Source organism: Marinomonas vaga (genome assembly GCF_055388305.1).
On record NZ_AP043903.1, the window covers coordinates 716,931 to 739,963 of the forward strand.

Sequence of the window (23,033 nt, forward strand, 5' to 3'; positions counted from 1 at the left end):
ATGAAGTTGCCATGTCACCTTCCTTGTGACATTTAATTTTTGCTGACAAGGAACTTACAAGTTCTTAACTCGTCAGACTGCAATGCAAAGATAACATGAATTCCATCTAGAACAAGCTCGAATGCAGTGACAACTTAGGTATAATGCCCGCACACAAATCAACCAGCGACCCATCATGGCCAAGACATTTAAAATATTAGTAGTACTCTTCATTGTCGGAGTCATTGCCGCAGGAGGCATCACTTACGGGGTCTATCAGCACGTAAAAGATCGCATTCCCACCGTCGAAGAGATGAAAGCCATTGAGCTTAAAATCCCGTTACGTATATACACTCGTGATGAGCAGCTGGTTGGCGAATATGGTGAGCAACGACGTACCCCTCTTAGCTATGATGACATTCCGAAGGATCTTGAAAACGCCGTATTAGCAGCAGAAGACAGCAATTTCTACCATCACCCTGGGGTGGACATTATGGGGCTATTGCGCGCTGTCTATCAGTTGGTTTCCACCGGTGAAATCCAAGGCGGCGGCAGTACTATCACCATGCAGGTCGCCCGTAATTACTTCCTATCGTTTGAACAAACCTTTACCCGCAAATTTACTGAAATATTCATCTCGCTCAAGATGGAGCAGCAGCTCAGCAAACACGAGATCCTCGAGCTTTACATGAATAAGATTTACCTAGGTAAACGCGCTTACGGTTTTGAAGCCGCTGCACAAGTTTATTATGGCAAGTCATTAAGCGAATTAGATTTGGCCCAATATGCCATGATTGCAGGGCTACCTAAAGCGCCTTCTCGCTTTAATCCTGTAGTAAACCCTTCTCGCGCATTAATTCGTCGCAACTGGATCCTACAGCGCATGCTGTCATTAGATATGATTGATAAAGAGTCTTATCAGGCCGCAGTGGAATCCCCTATTACAGCGAAGAACTATGGCATCCAGCCTGATGTTGACGCCAACTATGTGGCTGAAATGGTTCGCTCTGAGCTATACGAAACCTATGGTGAAGCCCTGTATTCAGAAGGGCTAGTGGTCTACACCACCATCAACTCCAAGCGCCAAAAAGACGCCAATAAGGCAATTTATGATGGCGTACTGTCCTATGACGAGCGCCACGGTTACCGTGGCACAATAGAGACTCGTACCGAGCTAGTGGAGGAATCGGTAGAAGACCAGCAGGAGGCCTTAAAAGAGCACAGCAATGTCCCCTCTTGGGTGATGGCTCTGGTTCTAGAAGTCAGTGATACGACAGCACTGGTCCGATTAGAAAATGGTGAGCAATTCGAACTACCATGGGATGCTATCAATTGGGCAGCCCCTTACCTTAGCGCTGACTCTAGGGGGAAAAAACCTGAAACGGTGGGGGATGTGCTCGTCGTTGGTGATGTTATCCAACTGCGTCCGGACTCTGATACCGTATGGCGCCTAGCACAGACTCCTGCGGTACAAAGTGCTCTAGTGTCATTAGACAGCAAAGATGGCGCTATTGAGTCCTTAGTAGGCGGCTTCAATTACTTTAGTAACAAGTTTAACCGAGTCACTCAGTCTAAACGCCAGCCTGGCTCCAACTTTAAGCCCTTTATTTATTCTGCGGCACTTAACCAAGGGTATACGGCAGCAACGGTCATCAATGATGCCCCTGTGGTATTCCACGACACAAATCTTGCACAAGCTTGGCGACCGACAAATGATGGTGGTAAGTTCTACGGCCCTACACGATTACGCCAAGCCTTATACCGCTCTCAAAACATCGTATCGGTTCGTTTACTCGACCAAATGGGAATAAGCTCAACATTGGAGTTTTTAAAGAACTTTGGCTTTGATCCCAACGAACTTCCACGCAACTTATCTTTATCTTTGGGCAGCGCCAACTTATCCCCTTTACAGATCGCATCGGGTTACAGTGTGTTTTCCAACGGCGGCTTTAAAGTTCAACCTTATCTCATCGACCGCGTAGAAGATCGTTACGGCAACATCATCTTCCAAGCGAATCCAACTACCGTGTGTAAGACCTGTACTTTGCTTGAAAAGAGCACCCCTGACGAACAGCAAATGGGGCTATTCAATACCCTAAGCGGCTTTGAAAGCTTACCCGTCGCACCAAGGGTTTTAGACCCAGAAATCAGCTACATCATCTATGACATCATGCGTGATGTGATCACCAAGGGGACTGGCCGTCGGGCGCGAGTGCTCAATCGTGACGACATTGCGGGTAAGACGGGTACCACCAACGATGGTCGAGATGCTTGGTTCTCTGGCTATAACGGCGATATCGTGACATCTGTCTGGACAGGGTTTGACGATATGTCTCCTCTTGGCCGAGGAGAGTGGGGGGGATCTGCTTCCTTGCCTACTTGGATCAACTATATGCGCCCAGCCCTGGCAGAGTTACCAAAGAGCTATATCGACAAACCTTCTTCCTTGGTAACAGTCCGTATTGATCCGCTCACAGGTGAGCGAGCGCTACCGGGCCAAAAAGATGCCATTTTCGAGATTTTCCGTAAGGAACATGTGCCTGCGCAACGCAGTATTGCAGCCCCCATCTCCGAGAGCACAGGCATTAGGGATTCAGGGGAACAAGAAACCCGTACTGAAAACGCCCTTGAGAACTTGTTTTAAAGGCGTTTTCGTACAAAATAGTTAATAAAAAGCCCCATCCTTCACTGAAGGATGGGGCTTTTTTGATTTAAAGGCTTAATTTTGGGCATCAAGCAGAATTTCGGCTAACTCCGCAAACCCTAATCCGCCCTTTCCTTGGGTAATATAGGCAGGCTTGTGTGTCAAAACAGGCAAATGGGGAGCAATATTAGCCACCCCGACACTGATGGGGAACTGAGCAAACATACTCTCATCGTTGGGTGCGTCCCCCACATACAGAACGTTAACCTTTTGTTGCTCAGGCGAAAGTCCATACTTTTCGCTCAATATCTTGTTTGCCATGGCATATTTATCGACGCCCTTTTGGCAGATATTTATATGGATTGAAGAGGCCTTCGCATTCAACCCTAAGGACCGTAACTCTGCTAACAGCATCTCTTTTTCTTGCTCTGCTGGAGGCTGAACATCTTGGGCATAATCAATGGCCACATCCGTCAAACGATAAGCTTGATCCTTGGTAAGACGTAGGGCTTCAAAGCGTTTTAACCTTGGTTCTACCATGGTCAATATGGCCGCCTGCTCTACCCGCATAGAGGCTTCATCGTGGAAATACTGGTAGTTTACTGAGCCCGAACTGCGCGTCATAAACACCCCGCCTCCTTCTGTGATCACACCAGAAACAGGCAGAATACGAGTCATCATATCGGACCAACCAGCACAGCCACCGGTAACAGGAATCACATGGATACCCGCCTCTTGCAAACGATACAAGGCACTCAGTGTTTGGTCCGGAAGCTTACCTTCTAGGGTCAGGGTGTCATCAAAATCCGTTAGCACAAACCCTATGTTCTTAAGACATGCAGTGGTTAACCCTGCAATAGGCTGAGGCATGGACACCCCATTATTGGCAACAGAACTCATTAACCTTCCTTAGATGCTTGGGGCTGACATATTTCTACCTTGACGCCTTCTTGGGTGAGATAGGTCATCAAATTAGGGGGAATCGCATCGGTAAAGAGCGTTTCAGCGGCATTCAACTCCGCCACCCGAGCACTGGCCTTACGTCCCCACTTGTGTTGATCCGCGACTAACAACACGTGACGACTTTGCTCTACTAGAGTTCGGCTGACATTGGCTTCATCAGGATCAAAATCCAAAATCCCATAGATTTCATGGAGACCTCCGCATCCCAGTACGCCGTAATCAAAAACGTACTTGCGCATGCTTTCGAGGGCTTCTGTACCCACCAAATCACAGTGACGGTGACGCATACGTCCCGCCGTGACCCGAACAGTGGCACTCGGGTTTTGAGCAAAAATAGTGGCCACTGTTAAATTATTGGTAAACACCTGAAGGTCTTGGTGCTGCAACAGGGCTTTCGCAACAAACTCCACCGTGGTGCCGATCCCTAAAAACACCGAGGCCCCATTAGGAATGTGCTCTGCTACCCCCGCGGCGATAGCCTGTTTCGCCTCACTGTTCATGAACTGGCGATTAGCAAAAGGGAGATTTTCCGCAGTAGACACCGGGGCAACGCCACCATGCTGGCGACGGACAAGATGCCGTTCCGCCAGTTGGTTCAAGTCTTTACGAATGGTTTGGGAAGACACCCCAAAACGTTCAACAATGTCCTCCACTCGAAGCAGATCACACTGCTGAACCCAGTTTAGAATGTGTTGCTGACGTTCATTTAGACTCAAGATTGAGCCTCCAGGTGCATAAATTGCCTTGGATCATCGGTAATCACCGCATCCATCCCCCAATCCCAATGGTGCTCCACTAGGCGCGCTTCATTGGCCGTATAACACAGCAACTTATAGCCTGCCGCTTTCACCGCACGGGCTTGTTGTTCCGTCAAAGGGAGGTAATAGCAATTCAAGCTATACGCCTCAATTGCAGCCAATTTTAGCAACCAGTCATCAGGCACATCTTCCACAAGATAAGCCAAATGAAGCTGCTTATTCATGGCATAGCAAATCTCCAAGGCAGGATAATTGAAGCTAGAGATCATCAACTTGTCATTGTCTTGCCAATGCTCGGCCAGTACCGCAAGGATCGGCGGCACAATCGCTTCCACATCCGTGCCTTCGTACTTAATTTCAAGATTTAGTCCCATCCCTAATTCTTGAATACAAGCAATGGCTTGCTCCAAGGTAGGGACTTTTTCACCTGTATGTTGCACGCCAAACCAGGCCCCTGCATCCAGTGACAGTATCGCCTCTAAATTAGCATCCAAGGTCAGGCCTGAGCCATTTGTACAGCGCTCTAAAGAATGATCATGGAAAATGATCAATCCACCTTGGGCAATCGGATAGACGTCAATTTCAACCCATTTCACACCGGTTTCTGCCGCAGCGCGGATAGAAGCCAAGGTATTTTCTGGTGCCAATAAGGCCGCACCACGATGCCCCATAACTTTACTCAATTGCATGACGCGTTCACTCTCTGTTGTGTATGGGAATCAAACACATGCCATGCCGACTCAGGGACGCTCAGAGCTAACTGGTCGCCGCATTTGAATGTATGATTGCCTGATAATCGTACTACAAAAGATTGGCGATTTGCGCTCCCTAAAATGCTTCCATGGATCAGGGTTTCTGCCCCTAGGGCTTCCACTGCTTTAACGGTAAACATGAGATCCGCTTGCTCCGGGGTCGTGATCTGCACATGCTCTGGGCGAATCCCCCAGACAAAATTGCCATCGGCAATCTGTGGACAAGCCAGTGTGTTGTCCACATCTAACATCATTTGGCCGTTTTCCACCCGAGCGGGGATAAGATTCATAGCGGGGGAACCAATGAACTCCGCCACAAAAATCGTCGCTGGGCGCTCATAAAGTTCCATCGGTGTGCCGATCTGCTCCGCATGGCCTTTGTTCAATACCACTAAGCGATCCGCTAGAGTCATGGCTTCTACCTGATCATGGGTCACATACAGGGTGGTAGTCCCCAATTTGCGCTGCAATTCACGGATTTCCACTCGCATTTGCACACGTAGTTTTGCATCCAGATTGGACAAGGGTTCATCAAACAAAAACACCTGTGGATCACGTACCATGGCGCGCCCCATGGCCACGCGCTGGCGCTGACCACCAGATAACTGACCGGGCTTACGCACTAGAAGTTCTTCCAGACCAAGCATCTGCGCCACAGCATTCACCTTGGTTTTGATTTCAGCTTTGGACTCCCCACGATTCTTTAAACCGTAGGCCATATTGTCGTACACCGACATATGGGGATAGAGGGCGTAGTTTTGGAAGACCATGGCGATGTCTCGCTCCGCAGGCTCCTTGTTGTTCACCTCATTCCCTTTAATCGACAATGTCCCTTGGGAGATGCTCTCAAGGCCTGCCACCATGCGTAACAAAGTAGACTTGCCACAGCCAGAAGGCCCAACCAAGACGATAAACTCCCCTTCTTCAATAGTAAGGTCGATGCTCGGAATGGCTTGGTAGCCGTTGGCGTAGGTTTTACCAATATTTTCTAATACTAAATCTGACATCTTATTTCTCCGCGTCCACCAAGCCTTTAACAAATAATTTCTGCATTGCAATCACCACCATCACTGGTGGAATCATGGCTAACAAGGTAGACACCATCACTTGGTTCCACTGAATATCCCCTTCCGACACGGACAGCATGCGTTTCACACTCATGACCAAGGTGTAATAGGCATCATCTGTGGTGACGATCAAAGGCCATAAATATTGGTTCCAACCATAAATAAAGAGGATCACGAACAAGGCAGCGATATTCGTGCGCGACATAGGCAGCAAGATATCGAAGAAAAATCGAATGGGGCCTGCCCCATCGATACGTGCCGCTTCCACCAGCTCCCCTGGCATACTCATAAAACACTGGCGAAACAAAAAAGTCGCCGTGGCACTGGCAATAAGAGGCAGAGTTAAACCTGTGTAGCTGTTTAATAGGTTGAGATTAGCGATCACTTCATAGGTGGGCACGATGCGCACTTCAACGGGCAGCATCAAAGTAAAAAAGATGATCCAAAACGCCAAACCACGAAAAGGGAAACGGAAAAATACAATGGCATAAGCGGACATCAAGGAGATGGCGATCTTGCCAAAGGTAATCCCCAAAGCCATGATCAAAGAGTTCATCAGCATCTTCAGCAATTGACTGGACTGACCGTCTGATCCCACTAACAGCATTTGCCAGTTGGCGAACCCTTCCTGTCCAAACCACATGGGAATATGCCCAGAGCCAAAAGCACTCGCTGGATGAGTCGACGCCACCAAGGCCACCCAAACCGGTAAGGCCACAATAAAGACACCAAAGATTAAAATGGCATGACTAAAAACAGCCATCCAAGGACGATTTTCAATCATTAGTACTGCACCTTACGTTCAATGTAGCGAAACTGCACGATCGTCATTAACCCGACGATCACCATCAAAATCACCGATTGGGCCGCCGAGCTCCCTAGATCTAGGCCTACAAAACCGTCGTTGTAGACCTTATAGACCATGGTCGTCGTGCTTTGCCCTGGCCCCCCTTGGGTCGTGGCATCGATCACCCCAAAGGTCTCAAAAAACGCATACACTAGGTTCACCACTAATAGGAAAAATGTGGTGGGCGACAGTAATGGAAAGACAATGTCCCAAAAACGTTTGAAAGGGCTCGCACCGTCGATGGCGGCGGCTTCAATCAAGGAGCGAGGAATGGCCTGCAAGCCCGCTAAAAAGAATAAGAAGTTATAGCTGATCTGTTTCCAAGTCGCTGAAATCACAACCAAAATCATCGCCTGATTGCCATTTAAAAAGTGATTCCAATCAACACCTACATACTCTAACCATAGGGCCACTGGCCCCATACTTGGATCAAACAGAATCCACCAAAGTACCCCTGCCAGCGCCGGAGCTACTGCGTAGGGCCATACCAATAAAGTCTGATACACCAACTTGCCACGGATCACTCGGTCGGCCATCACTGCCAACCAAAGGGCCACAGCAATTCCCAAAAATGCGACGGAAAAACTGAACACCAGAGTGGTCTTCAAAGACGCGTAATATTCAGGACTGGTTAACAGCTCAGAAAAATTATCTAAGCCAACAAAATCACGACTTAAGCCAAAAGCGTCTTCTTGATAAAACGCTTGCTCAACCGCTTGGCCCGCAGGCCATAAGAAGAAAATCGCTGTTACTAACAGCTGAGGCAGCAGCAACAAATAGGGTAGCTGCTTATGGGGGAAATACACCGACATATCTAGGCTCATCCAAACACGCTTTTACATCACAAAAAAAGCCTCCTCCCGAAGAAGGAGGCACCTCACCATGAGGAAGTGATGTTATTTATTCGCTTTCTCGAATCGAGCTAGCAAGGCATCACCACGTTTCACAGCCGTATCCAACGCCTGCTTAGCGGTCTTTTTACCCGCCCAAACGGCTTCTAGCTCTTCGTTGATGATGTCGCGAATTTGAACAAAGTTACCTAGGCGTAAACCTTTAGAGTTCGCCGTTGGCGTGCCTGAAGACATCTGCATAACCGCCACATCTGTTCCTGGGTTCGCTGCGTAGAAGCCTTGACCTTCTGTTAGTTCATAGGCCGCTTGGGTGATAGGCAGGTAACCAGAGAACTGGTGCCAATCCGCTTGAACTTCAGCACGGGATAGGAAGCTTAGGAAAGACGCCACACCACGGTATTCTGCATCCGATTTACCTTGTAACACCCAAAGTGAAGCGCCACCGATGATGCTGTTTTTAGGCGTGTCGATGACCTTATCATCGTAGGGCAACTGGCTAACACCGAAGTCAAATTTCGCGTTACGCTTCATACCTGCGTAGCCCGCAGAAGAGTCCATGTACATGCCACACTCTTGGCTGTAGAACTTAGGTGCCGCATCGCTACGGCGACCGCCATAGCTGAAAATGCCGCTCTTGTGCCAGTCACTCAATTGTTGAATGTGCGCCACTTGGTTGTCACCGTTGAACTGCAAACGAGTGTTTACACCACCAAAGCCATTCGCTTCAGAAGCGAACGGAAGATCTTGGCGAGCACTGTAGTTTTCTAGCTGAGTCCAAGACTGCCAAGCCGTTGTAAAACCACAAGATACGCCACTGTCTAGTAGCTTCTGGGAGACTTCGCCCATTTCTTTCCAAGTGGTCGGAGCTTTTTTAATACCTGCTTTAGCGAACAACTCTTTGTTGTAGTAAAGCACTGGCGTCGAGCTGTTAAACGGCATAGATAACATATCGCCGCTTTCTGTAGAGTAATAACCTGTTACCGCAGACAAGAAGCCGTCTTGACGGAAAGATTGACCGTTTTCACGCATCAGTTTGTACACTGGGTAGATGGCACCTTCAGCCGCCATCATGCTCGCTGTCCCGACTTCAAACACCTGAACAATCGCTGGTTGTTGCTTCGCACGGAAAGCAGCAATGGCAGAGGTCATGGTCTCTGTGTAGTTGCCTTTGTAAACAGGTTTTACTTCGTAGGCGTCTTGGGAGTCATTGAAGGCTTTTGCAATCTCCTCCACTTTCTCACCATTGGCGCCACCCATGGCATGCCACCACTCCACTTGCGTTGCTGCAAAAGTAGAACTTGAAACTGCTAAACCGACCGCCATAGAAACCAAAGCTAAATTGCGCATGGTTAGTTACCCTCGTTTTATTTTGAAAAAGATAAAGATGAAACGCTCAAAAATGCATCAAACGCGGGTCAATGTACGGGGAAAATGTTTCATTTTGATGATAGTTAATTTTCAAATGAAAATTTATAGTTTCATTTGAAACAAAAAAGGCCATACAGAAAGATGGCCACAGATAAGAAATAAAGGGTCGAGCTAGAGCGCGCCTGACTCTTTCAGAATCTCCACGATCTCCTGCTTTTTCACACGGGATTTAAAAAAGTTAGCAAATACAGACGCCCCCGTGATGCCGATTAATGCCGACAACATGTTGTCGTTGCCATAACTCACCACAAAGCTGTACACCAGCAATGCCCCACCCACTAATAAAATAAGTGGCTGATAAGAGACTCTTAGAGCACCAGTTTGAGCATTCTGCACTATGGTCACCCCGTAGAAAGAGCCCAAAGATCCCACATAAATCCGGCGGGGAAAGGTTTTTAATTTTGCGGGGTAACCCTTTTCTTCTAATAATTTAGCGATGTCTTCTAATTGCATCATTCCGATTTCGTGGATTGCACGCCTCCCGTTACAGCAATACGCATACCCTCTTCCATCGTGATATCAAGAGGGGTTAATTTGTCCCGTGAAACATACACTGTCATGCCCCCAATTTGATAGCTCAATGGCAAATAAACACCTACCAAATCACTTTCTCCAAACAAGCGTTTACCCATGTCAGCCCCAGTGACAAAACCAATCAGCTGCATGCCTTGAATCTCCAAAGACACCACACTTTGCATGTCGGTTTTCTTCGACAAGTTAAAGACTGTCATCATGTCGCAGATGGCGCCATAAATGGACTTTACTAAGGGAATACGTTCAAACAGACGTTGGCTTACCTTCATCAGGTAGCGCACCCCATATAGGTTCACAATCAAACCAATCACGGCCAGTAACAGCAAACTGGTGACCAAACCTAAACCGGGAAAATAGTAATCACTTGGCCAAACCAACAATACCAATGGCTTGGCGAGGGCCTCAGCAGTCGAGAGTAGCCAAAACAACAAGTACACCGTCAAACCAATCGGCAACACGGCCACTAAGCCTTTTAAGATCAATGCTATAAGTCGATTCATATCTTTCTCCTGAAAGTCCCCTAGAGCATACAAAAGCCGTACCAGCATAGATACAGATACGGATGAAATCTTTCGTCAAGGATCAAGGAAGCCCCAGCAATTCTTCTTGTTGCAAAACCCTGACATGAAAGCTTGTGATCCGACCTATTGGTACTTTAATCTGACGCAAGTAACAGGAGAGACAACACAGTGAATCACAAACGCTTAGAAACCTTCGTGTGGGTCGCCAGCCTAGGCAGCTTCCGTAAAGCCGCAGAACGCATGTACACCACCCAACCAGCCATTTCTGCACGGATCTCAGCATTAGAATCCGAGCTAGGAGTGAAATTATTTGAGCGTGAAGTGGGATCTGCCCCCATCTCCCTGACAGCCAAAGGCAAGGATCTATTACCCTACGCAGAAAAAATCCTGTACCAGTCAGAGCAATTACGAAAACGCGCGGAAAGCTCCAGCGCCTACTCTGGGGTGATTCGTATTGGCGTTTCTGAAACCATCGCCCACACTTGGCTATCACGGTTTCTAGCGCAACTGCATCGAGAAATGCCCAATCTAGATGTGGAACTGACCGTTGAAGTGACGCCCACATTGACTGCAGGTATCAAGGATCGTTCTTTGGATTTGGGATTGTTAATGGGGCCGATCAACGAGCCTAATATTGTTAACCGAGAGCTGTGTACTTTCTCTTTGTCTTGGGCTGCCAGCCCGAGTTTAGGCCTGCCTGATCGTCTTCTGTATTTAGAAGAACTGACCCCATGGCCGATTATTTCCTACGCCCGAAACAGCAAGCCCTACGCGGAAGTCACCCATAAATTTCGTGAAATAGAGGGACCACCAGCCCACTTTTTTGCCTCTACCTCCCTGTCTGCTTGCCGCTCTTTAGCACTGGATGGGGTTGGCGTGGCCACCATGCCAGACGTGATGATTGAGCAAGACATTGCAGAGGGCACATTGAAGCGAATTCGCACCATCTGGACCCCTAGCGAGCTGCGTTTCACTGCCTCGTACTCTGACGAGCCCTTTAACCCCATGGCGGATGTGGCGGCGCAAATCGCCGTAAAAATCGCCCATGAATACGAGCAATCTATAGCTTGATAAAAAAAATTGATCAAAAATAGCAAAAAAACACGATTAGACTTTTCATGCCGTTAAAATCTACTCTTAATTCATACCAACTGTGATAAGAATTAGGAAAACGGCATGGCGCATATACCCAACACATTATTGCAACAAACGGCTGCTCTTCGTCAGGCCATCCGCAACAAAGAGCATACTGGTCCAACCAGTGGTCTCGCCACAGGTGCCATGCAAGGGAACGTGGTGATTTTACCTGCCGAGTACGCCAATGAGTTTTTGATGTTTTGTCAGAACAACCCTGTGCCTTGCCCTTTAATCGGCGTGTCAGCGGTCGGCGATTTCCGCATGCCAATGCTAGGGGAAGACATCGACATGCGTCATGACATTCCTGAGTACTATGTCTACCGCAACGGTGAAATGGTCGAAAGCCGCTCTGATATTGAAGATCTTTGGCAAGAAGACATGGTAGCGTTTGTCCTAGGCTGTTCCTTTTCATTTGAAAATGCCCTATCTCAGGCGGGACTCACGCCTCGTAACATCGAGCAAGACGTGAACGTTTCCATGTTCGAAACCAACATTCCAACCAAGCCTGCTGGACGCTTCCATGGCAACACTGTCGTCACTATGCGTCCTTATGTGCCCAAAGATGCCATCCGTGCAATCCAGATCACGACTCGTTTCCCTAAAGCCCATGGCGCACCACTGCATTTTGGTGACCCAGCAACCATCGGCATTAAAGATTTAAACAAACCTGAATTTGGCGACCCTGTAACCATTAAAGATGGGGAAGTGCCAGTTTTCTGGGCCTGTGGCGTCACACCACAACTGGCCATCCGTAACGCGAAACCCCCAATTTGTATCACCCATGCCCCAGGCAAAATGCTGGTGACCGACATTTTAGATACTGACCTCGCAATTATGTAAGTATCTGATTTTCCACGGTCTATCCCTATAGGCCGTGGTTTTTTAATAACCATAATCACAACAAAAACTAACCCTTCGCATTTAAAGGACAGGAACGATGAAAAAACTCAGCACAGCTTTGATGTTCGGTAGTCTACTTTCAACTTCTGCAATGGCGGCGCAATGGCACATGCCAACCCCATACGGCGACGGCAACTTGCCGACACAAATCGCTTACGGTTTCGCAGAAGAAATCAAAGAAGCCACAGGTGGCGATCTAGACATCACCGTTCACTCCGGTGGCTCCTTGGTTAAACACACAGAAATCCCACGTGCAGTAAAAAGCGGCCAAGTACAGCTAGGGGAAGTATTCCTAGGCATTTTGGGCAACGAACACCCAGTGTACAAACACGACAACATTCCCTTCCTAGCCACGTCTTTTGAAGACGCTAAGAAGCTTTGGGAAGCAGCGAAGCCTGCGGTAGCGGCCCAGCTTGATAAAGGCGGCATGACACTGCTTTACGCGGTCGCTTGGCCAGCTCAGAGCTTGTACACCAAGATGCCGGTAAATGAGTTGGCTGATTTGGAAGGTTCTAAGATGCGTGCTTACAGCCCATCTACTTCTCGCCTAGCAGATTTAATGGGCACTACCCCAACGACAATCCAAGTACCTGACATTCCTCAGGCATTCAGCACTGGCATCATCCAAGCCATGCTAACGTCCCCCTCTACAGGGGTGGATTCTCAAGCTTGGGACTATGTGAACTACTACACAGATGTGAAAGCTTGGATTCCAAAAAACATCATCGTGGTTAACAAGCGTGCTTTCCGTCGTTTAGACAAGTCCACTCAAGAGGCCATCATGACCGCCGCAGCCCACGCTGAAGCCAAAGCTTGGGAAGGGGTTGCCGACCGCGCTGCAAGTGACAAAGCAAAACTGGTCGAAAACGGCATGAACGTAAGCGACCCATCTGACAAATTGGTCGGTGAGCTTCAAGCAATCGGTGAAACCATGATTGCTGAATGGAAAGCGGAAGATCCAGAAGCAGTCGGCGCAATCCTAGACGCCTACAATAAGTAATCCCTCTGTTAGACCTCTGCTCTCCCCAATCAGCTATGATTGGGGAGACATTCCTAAAAGAAGAGAACACCATGAAAAACTTCAAAGACTCCTGCTATCGCTTGTCAGGCTGGCTTTCTGGTATCTGCATCCTAGCCATTACATTGCTTTTGTTAGCACAAATCCTGGGCCGCTTGTTTGGCTTTATTGTGCCTTCCGCCGAAGATTTTGCTGGCTTTGCCTTAGCCGCTTCCACCTTCTTTGGTTTGGCTTACACCTTCAATGAAGGCGGCCATATCCGCGTGACGCTGGTAATTCAGCGTTTATCCATCGGCAGTCGAAAGGTCCAAGAAGCCATCATCCTCACGCTGGCCTTAGCTTTAACAGCATTCATCGCCTACGCCAGCTGTTACATGGTGTATGAGTCCTACATTTATGAAGAAGTGTCCTATGGCTACATCCCTGTTCCTCTTTGGATTCCTCAATTACCCGTGGCGATTGGCGCCCTTGCACTGGTGCTTGCGGTACTGGATGCCTGGGTGGGTTCTTTACGCGGGAAAACCCCGAACTACATGAAGCATGAAGACGAATTGTCTTTCGAGGAATAAGCCATGGATCTTACGTTAATTTCAATTGTTCTCGCCGTTGCCATGATCGCCATGTTGGCCTTCGGTGTTTGGGTATCTTTTACCCTCATTTTCATCGGTGGCTTAGGCCTAGTCATGTCCGGCAACATGCAGATTGGTCTGTTATTTTCCACCTCCTCATGGGGAGCAGGTACCGCTTGGTCCCTGACTGCATTACCTCTGTTTATTTGGATGGGTGAGATCCTCTTCCGTACACGTCTGTCAGAGGATTTATTTAAAGGCTTGTCCCCTTGGTTAGGCGGTGTGCCTGGAAAACTGCTACACGTGAATATTTTAAGCTGTGGCATCTTCGCTGCAGTGTCTGGCTCCTCTGCTGCCACAGCAGCCACCATTGGTCGTATGACCTTACCTGAGCTTAAGCGCCAAGGTTACAGCGAGCGCATGGCCATCGGCACCCTTGCTGGCTCGGGGACCTTAGGGCTGTTAATCCCACCGTCGATCATCTTGATCGTTTACGGGGTGGCCGCAGAAGTGTCCATTGCTCGTTTGTTCATTGCAGGGGCACTGCCTGGCTTACTATTGGTATGCCTATTCATGGGTTACACCATGATTTGGGGGATGTTGCGCAAAGACGAACTGCCTCAGCAAACCTCTGAGCACACTAGCTGGAGTAAACGTATTAAAGCCCTTAAACAATTGCTGCCTGTGGTGGGATTGATCGGTTTTGTATTGGGCTCTATTTATGGCGGCATTACCACACCAACGGAAGCCGCGGCGTTAGGTGTTACAGGTGCCCTAGTGATTGCAGCCATGACGGGCTCCTTGTCTACCAGTAGCTTTATGGAAAGCATCATGGGAGCCGTTAAAAGCTCTTGTATGATCACCTTCATCTTGATCGGCGCTCACTTTCTTACCCTTGCCATGGGCTTCTTAGGCATTCCTAAAGAGTTGGCTGTATGGATCGGTAGCTTAAACCTATCCCCGATGGAGTTGATCCTATACCTAACCGTCTTATTTGTGGTGCTGGGTTGTTTCCTCGATGGTATTTCCGTGGTGGTGCTAACCGTTGCCGTGGTATTGCCCATGGTAGAAGCCGCTGGGATCGATCTACTTTGGTTCGGTATCTTCATCGTGTTGGTGGTGGAAATGTCACAGATCACCCCTCCGGTAGGTTTCAATTTATTTGTTATCCAAGCACTCACTGGCAAAAACATCCTGTACGTAGCACGTGCGGCACTGCCGTTCTTCTTATTGATTGCTGTGGCAATTGGCTTAGTCACGTTATTCCCAGAAATCGTGACCTACCTACCCACTACGATGTCGCAACGCTAATTGGAGAGAATCATGAAATTAAACTGTGATATGGGCGAAGCATTTGGCGCATGGACCATGGGCTTAGACGAGCAAATCATGCCCTTCGTTGACCAGGCTAACATTGCCTGTGGCTTTCATGCATCAGACCCACTCACCATGAGCAAAACCGTGGCACTGGCTGCCAAACATGGCGTTACGATAGGTGCCCACCCCGCTTACCCAGATTTAGTCGGCTTTGGTCGTCGTAATATGGATGTGGCACCTGCTGAGTTAAAAGCCCTGATCCAGTATCAGATTGGCGCGTTACAGGGTATTTGTGCCACCCATGGCACTCATGTCACCTATGTAAAACCCCATGGTGCCTTGTACAACACCATGATGAGCAATTTCGCGGTACTTGAAACCGTAATGCAGGCTGTGAGCGAGCTGGACAGCTCATTGGTACTTATGGTCATGGCGGTGCCAGAAGCCGAGGAAGTGAAAGCTTTGGCGCAAAAATACCAACTGACACTGTGGTTCGAAGCCTTTTCCGATCGTCTCTATACAGACGAAGGGCGTCTGACGCCACGGAAGCAATCCAATGCCGTACACAGCTCCTTTGAGCGCATTGAACAGCAGGTGCTTGAGCTCAGCAATACAGGAAAGCTCACTACAGAATCCGGTGCATCGCTGGAAGTCCATGCGGACACTATTTGTGTCCATGGTGATGGTGCCCACGCCGTTGAAGCGGTAAAACGCATCCGCGCAGTGGTCAACGGGTCAAACGCATCATGAGCAGTCACCAACACCCGTTACCACAAGCCATGGATACGGCCATTGAAATGGTCAGCGATCATGCTTGCTTGCTGACTTTTTCAGACACCATCAGCAATGAAGTGTCGGACCGGATTGGCTTGGTTACAAAGAAACTGCGCTGTATTGAAGGCATCCTAGACCTGATCCCTTCTTACACTACCCTGTTGGTAGTATTTGATACGGATCATTTTGACCGTTTTAAAATTTGCCATCAGATCGCTCAAGTCATCGATAACCTAGATCCCAACGAAGCCCAAGCTCGGGATGCCCGTGAAGTGGTTATTCCTGTGTATTACGGCTCCGAGGTGGGGCCCGATATTGAGGACGTGGCGCAACACTGCCAGATGAGTGTTGATCAAGTGATTCAACAGCATTCTGAAACCGCCTACCGTGCCTATGCGATTGGCTTTACACCGGGGTTTGCCTTCTTGGGGAACACCCCCAAAGCACTGCATATCCCGCGTAAAACTACCCCAAGACTAAAAGTGCCCCTTGGAAGTGTCGCCATCGCAGAACAGCAAACCGCTGTGTACCCAAGCGTGACCCCAGGTGGCTGGCAAATCATCGGCCGCACGCCTTTACAATTGGTTGATTGGGGCAGTGAAAGTCTAGCCTTGATCGAAGCTGGCGACACCGTGCGTTTCACACCGATCTCCCGTGAAGAATTCCTCGCACAAGGAGGCAAATTAGATGGCTTTTAATGTTGTAAAGCCCGGCATGTTGGCACTTATCCAAGACCTTGGTCGCCACGGCTATCAGCACCTAGGGGTCACCTCTGGAGGCCCAATGGACGAATTAGCGTTCCGCTGGGCCAATGCTCTCTTAGACAACGCCGACAACGCACCGCAGATTGAAATCACCTTTGGTATGCTGACCTTAGAAGCCCAAGCCAATACCAGCATCGCTATCACAGGCGCAGACCTTGGGGCTCAGTTGAACGACAAGCCTATTTTGCCATGGCAAACCTACCCGATTAAAAAAGGGGATGTGCTGTCATTCCAACAACCGAACCACGGCTTACGTGCTTATTTAGCCGTCAAGGGTGGCTTCCAAGTTGAGCCAGTTCTCGGCAGTGTCTCCACTGTGATGCGGGAGCAACTGGGGGGATTATCCGGTAAGGGCAAAAAACTTGAGAAAGGTGACAAATTGCCTTTCACTGGGACCGATGACCATGTGCAGCGAATTGTGCCGCGCTTAGCCATCCCTAACTATGATAACCCCGACATTCCCGTGGTTATGGGCTATCAATTCAAAACCTTTTCGGGACTCGATCGGGCACACTTTTTTGGCAGTGATTTCAAAGTCACCCCCGACAGTGACCGTATGGGCTATCGTATGAATGGACGAGCCATTGGTGGCGACAAAAAAGGCATCATCTCAGAAGGCATCGCTTATGGTGCCATTCAGATCCCTAATGACGGCCAACCGATTGTGCTATTACGGGACCGTCAAACCATTGGAGGCTATCCCAAAATAGGCTGCGTCACAGCCTTTGGTGGAGGGCTGTTAGCACAGAAAAAACCCGGAGATATCATAGGCTTCCATTGCGTTTCCGTTGATCAAGCAGAGCGGGAGCGGTTACTGCAAATGGCTCGTATCGCCCAATGGCGATAGCCTCAGTCTGACGCCTAGCCTCTTCCCGAAAGGGCTCAACTAAGCGAAGTTGAGCCCGCTTCCACCCTCTATTTTTACAGAACATCACACAACCCCTCCCCTGTATTACACAAACATCTTCTAAACTATAACGAATAATCTCGGCCTTCTATGCATACTCTACCGTATACGAATGCCCTTAAGCCCAATCTCAATCTGTTTTTTAGGATTGGTCTTACGGCTTAAAGACTTAATACACGTTCTGATTTTTACGGGAAGCAGTACCCTATGATAAAGCGAGTGAGCCAATTGATGGCGCTGATTGCGGTTTGGATGACCCTACCTGTATTGGGCCATGCTGAACCTATGCGCGTTGGTTTCACTGGTCCATTTGATGGGCCAAACGCCTATTTAGGAGAAGAGATTTCTCGCGGAATAGAGCTAGGGTTAATGCACATTAACGCCCACAAATCTCTGAATTATGATGTCACGCTTGTACCGATGAATGACAGCTACGAACCCGCTCGAACTGCTGAAGCCATTACCGCACTGGTAGAAGAATACGATATTAAGGCCATGCTTGGCAGTGTCGGCACCCCCACAGCGGTAGCCACGTTACCCCTGCTCAAACACTACAACGTGCCTCTGATTGCCCCCTTAACCGGAGCAAAATACCTATACAGTGAACGAGCCAAAGGCACCATTTTTAACGTACGAGCAAGCTACGAAGACGAAGTCTTCCTATTGGTAGAAAAGCTCGTCGAAAACCTAAACATTCACTCTGAAGATATCGCCATACTGGCACAAAAAGACGCCTATGGTGAATCGGGATTAAACAGTCTCTTGAATGCCCTAAAGTACCATGGCATCAAACACCCAGAACAAGCCTTGCAAATACGTTACGCTCGCAACTCTCCCTTTGCCGAACATGCGGCAGCAGACATACTTTCACACAAGAAACTGCCCAAGATAGTATTTATCATTGGCACCTATGAAGTAGCGAGCCAACTCATTTCCATTCTCGACGAAATGGACATTTCACCTCTTTACGCGACACTGTCCGCGGCAGGAATTGGCGCATTGGCGGATCGTACTCAGCACACAAAAGCCATGATTCTGTTTACCCAATCCACACCACCACTGTCCCACAACTATCTACCCTTAATTAAAGAGTTTCTTACAGACAGTGCGAATTTTATGCCCGAAGACACCCCCACTAACTTGAAACTAGAGGGGTACATCTCAGCACGTATTTTAGGCTTGATACTTAGCGAGTTTCATAGGGAACATATTCCAACCAGCAAGTCCCTCTCTGTGAGCATGAATCGAGTTGGCAGTTTTGATTTAGGCGCTGGGTTTAAACTCGCTCTACAATCCACCGATACCCCTAACCACAAGACCATCTGGTTAAGGTTGATCTCGGGGGGACAGGTTCAAGACGTCTCACAAAATAGTGAACTACTATATAACAACGAATCAGCAGACTTGGCCAATTCGGAGGGCCATGACTATGACTAGCAGCCACCGTAAACACGTTTCAGTGTCGCCATTGGTTTGGACACTGGCAATATTTGCCGTGTTTTCCTCACTCATTGGTGCCATCATTTTATCCAGCACCTTGTCGGATTTGCGCCAACAGCAAGCAGACATACGGATGCAGCAAACTTCCATGCTGACTGCCGCATCAGAGCTGCGTGAGATCATCCCCGCACAGCAAAGTCGATTGCGCCAAGCCTTGTATGGCGGGACTAACATGATGTATCAGGATGTGAGCAACTTCAGCCGCTTCTCGGATGCTGTGACGACACTACGAGCGGCAGCTCCGAAAAATACCAGCACTACGGTATTGGGCGTGGTACTTAAAACCCGTGGTAACCAAATCGAGCAGGTCACTTACAAAATCAACGACTGGTTCGAAAGAAAAACCCAGTTCGAGGCCATACAGGAAGAAGACGATCTCGCCCAGAAAGCCCTCTTAAAAGTGAGTGCTTTAAAAACTCTGCTGACTGCTTTAAACGGACGTAACCGTCTGAAAGAAAGCCGCCTTTTGTACACTTATGAAAACACCGATGATAACTCTGAAAAGAGGTTGCTGTCGGAAGAGTATCTAGACTTACGTTTGGCTTCATTGAACTCCTCATTAAGTACCACCACCGAGGATATCGCCATCTTAGAGGTAGCGATCAACCTTGCGATTAATGCTTCCCGTAACGAAGAGCTGATCGATTTATTGGAAAACCAGCTCGTGCCATCTATCGATCGGTTGCAGTATGTCATTAATCAAGCCCAAGAAGAGTATCCATCGAGCGCCCAAAGCTTCCAACGCCTTATCGCGGAACTCAACGACATTTTATTTGGCACAGACTCCAGCTTTAGCCGTGATACTCAGACCATGAATTTAGGAGAAGGGGGGCTGTTTAACGAGCGCTTCGCCCAACTCAAGATCGAAACCCAGCGGGTAGCCTTAAACCGTGAGTTTCAAGCGATCTTCTCGCCACTGCCACGTCTTCTGGATCAAATTGGCGACATTGTGCAAACCAAATCCTCCGAGCAGGAACAAGAAATCGAAGAGCAGCTTACACGGGTAAACAGCACTATTATCTCAATCAGTGCCATTACCATTGCCATTTTAAGCATCTTGGCTTGGGTGGTCACCAAAGGGGTAAAACGTCAGCTCGCCAACTTGATAAACAGTGAAGACCGTTTCCGTTCCATGTTCGATGCGTCCCCAGACCCTGCATGGATTATAGTGAACGAGTCCATTGTTGACTGTAACGACGCGACCACCCTAGTGTTGCATTACCCATCTAAAGATGACCTGATGCAAACATCCGTGTTGGATTTGTCCTCTTTCTCTCAAATGAATGGCCAAAATGCGCCAAAACAACTGGAAGAGATCTACAACATCGTGATTCAAAAAGGCCACTACCGTGGCGAGTGGATTTTCCGTCGCTTCGATGGCGCCTTGCTGTATGCTGATATCACTATGATCGCGATTACCTACGATGATAAACCAGCAATCATCTGCACTTGGCGAGACATTACTGAAAAGCACAATGCCCAGCGCTCACTGCAATCTTATAAAGAGCAGCTAGAAGAAGACATTGCCGAGCAAACTAAAGAGCTGAAAGCTGCCAAAGAAGTGGCTGAAAACGCTAGCCGTGCGAAAAGCGACTTCCTTGCTAACATGAGCCATGAAATCCGCACGCCGATGAACTCTATTATTGGCATGTCATACTTAGCGCTGCAGTCCGACCTAAATCGCAAACAACGGAACTACATCCAAAAAGTCCGAAACTCCGCAGAGTCATTACTTGGCATCATTAATGACATCTTAGATTTCTCCAAAATCGAAGCGGGCAAAGTCAGCATCGAGCAAGTCTCCTTCAATATCCAAGACGTGCTGGACGAAGTGGCCAACCTGCTCAGTCTAAAAACGGAAGAGCAAGACATCGAACTCATTTTCGACATTGACCCTCATTTGCCCAAAATGGTCACAGGTGATCCGACTCGTCTACGCCAGATTCTGTTAAACCTTGGTAACAATGCCGTGAAGTTCACCCAAGAAGGGGAAGTGATCATCAAAGCACGTCACTTCACACACTCTGCTGATGAGATCGTCGTGCAGTTCACCATCAAGGACACTGGGATTGGTATCAGCGAAGAACAGCAACGCAACCTGTTCCAATCCTTCTCTCAAGCAGACACCTCTACCACACGCCGCTTTGGCGGCACCGGACTGGGCCTTGCCATCTCTAAACAACTTACAGAGTTAATGGGCGGCAGTATCTGGGTGAAAAGTGAGGAAGAACAAGGCAGCGAATTCCACTTCACAGTGCGCTTTGGCCGGTCAGAGGCAGGACTTCTTTCGGAAACCAGCCTTTCAGACAGCATCCAGATCTCCAAAGTACTGGTTGTGGATGACAACGACAGCGCACGGGAAGTGCTTCAGTCTAATATCGAATCCATGGGCTTGTCCTGTGACACCGCCAACAGCGGTGAACAGGCCCTCGAGATGCTGCAAGCAATAAGAGGCAAAGGCGGCGACTATGAGCTGATTTTGGTGGACTGGAAAATGCCTGAAGTGGATGGGGTGGAAACCTGTCAGCGCATTCTCAAAGAATTCGCTCCAGAAGAGACGCCACCGACTTTAATCATGGTGACAGCCCATGGTCTAGAGCATGTAAAAAAGGCCGCCAAAGGGACTCAAGTATCGGGCTACTTAACCAAGCCCATCACCATCTCCAGCTTATATGACACGGTCGCAAGAACCTATGGCATTGAAGGGTTTACTCTGGAAGAAAATGAAGAAATCATCGAAGAGCATGCCCTACACCCAGAGTTAACTGGCACTCGTATCCTTCTAGTGGAGGATAATGAGATTAACAGAGAGCTCGCTGAAGAGTTACTTTCTCAAGTAGGAATCGAGCTATCGATTGCTGAAGACGGTCAACAAGCCCTCGATATCTTAGCGTTCGAACCTTTTGACTTGGTGCTAATGGACTGTCAAATGCCGGTAATGGATGGCTACCAAGCCACAGAAGAGCTTCGCAGAGTGCCAAAATTTGCCAAGTTACCTATCATCGCCATGACTGCTAATGTCATCAAAGAAGATGTAGAACGCGCACTGGAAGCTGGCATGAACGACCACATCGCCAAACCCATTCAAGTGGAGGAAATGTTTGCCACCATTTCAAAATGGCTCCCCAACACCTCTATCAAGCCAACAGCCGATATCACAACTGAGGCGCAGGCCAAGCCAGAGCAAAGCACACCACAAAGCTTGCCCGATATAGAGCAAATTGACACTGAACTCGGCCTACAACATACCCGCACCGAAGCCCTATATGTACGATTGCTCAAGCGATTCTATGATAGCCAAGAGGGCTTTATTGCCACCATTAAACACACCATAGAGAAAGAAGACTTTGACAATGCTGAGCGATTAGCCCATACATTAAAGAGTACCGCCGGAACATTAGGCATTCAGAGACTAGCAAGCCTCGCAGCCGAAATGGAAACCGCCATGAGTGAACAATCTGGTCACGCTTACATTCTCGAGGCATTAGAGAAGGAGCTGACAGAAGTACTTTCCGCACTGGCAACTTGGTCCGCTCAACAGCAAGAAGAGGTAAATGAAGAAGTCACTCCAGTGACTCCAGAAGAACAGCGTCAAGCACTAGAGAAGCTTTCCTCCTATATAGAACAGAACCTATTGGAAACTCGGGACGTATTACTCGACATACAACCCTATTTTGATACGCCAGAGAAAAAAGCCGAACTGAAGAATATCGATCAGGCGGTCAACATGTTCGACTTTGATAAGGCCGCAGAGCATCTAGAATCGCTCAAAGCTTTGGTGAACGATAACTGATTTATAAGGG

The 23,033-nt window shown here is 48.5% G+C and carries 20 protein-coding genes; 11 read left to right on the forward strand and 9 right to left on the reverse strand.

The window, feature by feature from the left end; genetic code table 11:
- Positions 1 to 175: 175 nt before the first annotated feature.
- The gene (locus ACZ5DR_RS03295; protein ID WP_377365899.1) at positions 176 to 2,623 is read left to right on the forward strand and encodes a penicillin-binding protein 1A; all 2,448 of its coding nucleotides are present in this window, start codon (positions 176 to 178) and stop codon (positions 2,621 to 2,623) included.
- 75 nt (positions 2,624 to 2,698) lie between these two features.
- On the opposite strand, the gene ACZ5DR_RS03300 is transcribed toward ACZ5DR_RS03295, so the two are convergent.
- From ACZ5DR_RS03300 to ACZ5DR_RS03340, 9 genes are all read right to left on the reverse strand, one after another.
- Entirely contained in the window at positions 2,699 to 3,523 is an 825-nt protein-coding gene (locus ACZ5DR_RS03300; protein WP_377365898.1) for an HAD-IIB family hydrolase, read from the reverse strand.
- Entirely contained in the window at positions 3,523 to 4,302 is a 780-nt protein-coding gene (locus tag ACZ5DR_RS03305; RefSeq protein ID WP_377365897.1) for a DeoR/GlpR family DNA-binding transcription regulator, read from the reverse strand. The genes ACZ5DR_RS03300 and ACZ5DR_RS03305 overlap by 1 nt, the downstream gene beginning before the upstream one ends.
- Positions 4,299 to 5,033, reverse strand: coding sequence for a glycerophosphoryl diester phosphodiesterase (locus ACZ5DR_RS03310; RefSeq protein WP_377365896.1), 735 nt, complete (start codon positions 5,031 to 5,033; stop codon positions 4,299 to 4,301). The genes ACZ5DR_RS03305 and ACZ5DR_RS03310 overlap by 4 nt, the downstream gene beginning before the upstream one ends.
- Positions 5,024 to 6,103: a sn-glycerol-3-phosphate import ATP-binding protein UgpC gene (locus ACZ5DR_RS03315; protein ID WP_377365895.1), complete on the reverse strand. Its 1,080-nt coding sequence runs from the start codon at positions 6,101 to 6,103 to the stop codon at positions 5,024 to 5,026. The genes ACZ5DR_RS03310 and ACZ5DR_RS03315 overlap by 10 nt, the downstream gene beginning before the upstream one ends.
- A 1-nt stretch (position 6,104) precedes the next feature.
- A complete protein-coding gene (gene ugpE / locus ACZ5DR_RS03320) occupies positions 6,105 to 6,947 on the reverse strand; it encodes a sn-glycerol-3-phosphate ABC transporter permease UgpE (protein WP_377365894.1) in 843 nt (280 codons plus the stop codon).
- Positions 6,947 to 7,822 (reverse strand): sn-glycerol-3-phosphate ABC transporter permease UgpA, encoded by an 876-nt coding sequence (gene ugpA, locus ACZ5DR_RS03325; RefSeq protein WP_377365893.1) that lies wholly within the window; start codon positions 7,820 to 7,822, stop codon positions 6,947 to 6,949. Before ugpA ends, ugpE begins: the two co-directional genes overlap by 1 nt.
- 84 nt (positions 7,823 to 7,906) lie before the next feature.
- Entirely contained in the window at positions 7,907 to 9,208 is a 1,302-nt protein-coding gene (ugpB, locus tag ACZ5DR_RS03330; protein WP_377365892.1) for a sn-glycerol-3-phosphate ABC transporter substrate-binding protein UgpB, read from the reverse strand.
- A 192-nt stretch (positions 9,209 to 9,400) separates the two neighbouring features.
- On the reverse strand, positions 9,401 to 9,745 hold the full coding sequence (locus ACZ5DR_RS03335) for a hypothetical protein (RefSeq protein ID WP_377365891.1): 345 nt from the start codon (positions 9,743 to 9,745) through the stop codon (positions 9,401 to 9,403).
- On the reverse strand, positions 9,742 to 10,323 hold the full coding sequence (locus ACZ5DR_RS03340; RefSeq protein WP_377365890.1) for a DUF502 domain-containing protein: 582 nt from the start codon (positions 10,321 to 10,323) through the stop codon (positions 9,742 to 9,744). Before ACZ5DR_RS03340 ends, ACZ5DR_RS03335 begins: the two co-directional genes overlap by 4 nt.
- A 189-nt stretch (positions 10,324 to 10,512) precedes the next feature.
- Between ACZ5DR_RS03340 and ACZ5DR_RS03345 the strand changes: the two genes are divergently transcribed.
- The 10 genes from ACZ5DR_RS03345 (at position 10,513) to ACZ5DR_RS03390 (ending at position 23,023) form a co-directional block, all read left to right on the forward strand.
- Positions 10,513 to 11,415, forward strand: a complete 903-nt coding sequence (locus tag ACZ5DR_RS03345; RefSeq protein WP_377365889.1) for a LysR family transcriptional regulator — start codon at positions 10,513 to 10,515, stop codon at positions 11,413 to 11,415.
- Positions 11,416 to 11,520: 105 nt separating this feature from the next.
- Positions 11,521 to 12,321 carry a putative hydro-lyase gene (locus ACZ5DR_RS03350; RefSeq protein WP_377365888.1) on the forward strand — a complete coding sequence of 267 codons (801 nt, stop codon included), beginning with the start codon at positions 11,521 to 11,523 and terminating at the stop codon, positions 12,319 to 12,321.
- 97 nt (positions 12,322 to 12,418) lie between these two features.
- Positions 12,419 to 13,381: a TRAP transporter substrate-binding protein gene (locus ACZ5DR_RS03355; RefSeq protein ID WP_377365887.1), complete on the forward strand. Its 963-nt coding sequence runs from the start codon at positions 12,419 to 12,421 to the stop codon at positions 13,379 to 13,381.
- 71 nt (positions 13,382 to 13,452) lie between these two features.
- On the forward strand, positions 13,453 to 13,968 hold the full coding sequence (locus ACZ5DR_RS03360; RefSeq protein ID WP_377365886.1) for a TRAP transporter small permease: 516 nt from the start codon (positions 13,453 to 13,455) through the stop codon (positions 13,966 to 13,968).
- A 3-nt stretch (positions 13,969 to 13,971) separates the two neighbouring features.
- The gene (locus tag ACZ5DR_RS03365; RefSeq protein ID WP_377365885.1) at positions 13,972 to 15,279 is read left to right on the forward strand and encodes a TRAP transporter large permease; all 1,308 of its coding nucleotides are present in this window, start codon (positions 13,972 to 13,974) and stop codon (positions 15,277 to 15,279) included.
- A gap of 12 nt (positions 15,280 to 15,291) precedes the next feature.
- Positions 15,292 to 16,035, forward strand: coding sequence for a 5-oxoprolinase subunit PxpA (locus ACZ5DR_RS03370; RefSeq protein WP_377365884.1), 744 nt, complete (start codon positions 15,292 to 15,294; stop codon positions 16,033 to 16,035).
- Complete coding sequence (gene pxpB / locus ACZ5DR_RS03375) at positions 16,032 to 16,757, forward strand: 5-oxoprolinase subunit PxpB (protein WP_377365883.1); 726 nt, start codon at positions 16,032 to 16,034, stop codon at positions 16,755 to 16,757. The genes ACZ5DR_RS03370 and pxpB overlap by 4 nt, the downstream gene beginning before the upstream one ends.
- Positions 16,747 to 17,670, forward strand: coding sequence for a 5-oxoprolinase subunit C family protein (locus tag ACZ5DR_RS03380; RefSeq protein ID WP_377365882.1), 924 nt, complete (start codon positions 16,747 to 16,749; stop codon positions 17,668 to 17,670). Before pxpB ends, ACZ5DR_RS03380 begins: the two co-directional genes overlap by 11 nt.
- Positions 17,671 to 17,937: 267 nt before the next feature.
- Positions 17,938 to 19,167 (forward strand): ABC transporter substrate-binding protein, encoded by a 1,230-nt coding sequence (locus ACZ5DR_RS03385; RefSeq protein ID WP_377365881.1) that lies wholly within the window; start codon positions 17,938 to 17,940, stop codon positions 19,165 to 19,167.
- Entirely contained in the window at positions 19,160 to 23,023 is a 3,864-nt protein-coding gene (locus ACZ5DR_RS03390; protein WP_377365880.1) for a hybrid sensor histidine kinase/response regulator, read from the forward strand. Before ACZ5DR_RS03385 ends, ACZ5DR_RS03390 begins: the two co-directional genes overlap by 8 nt.
- Positions 23,024 to 23,033 lie beyond the last annotated feature (10 nt).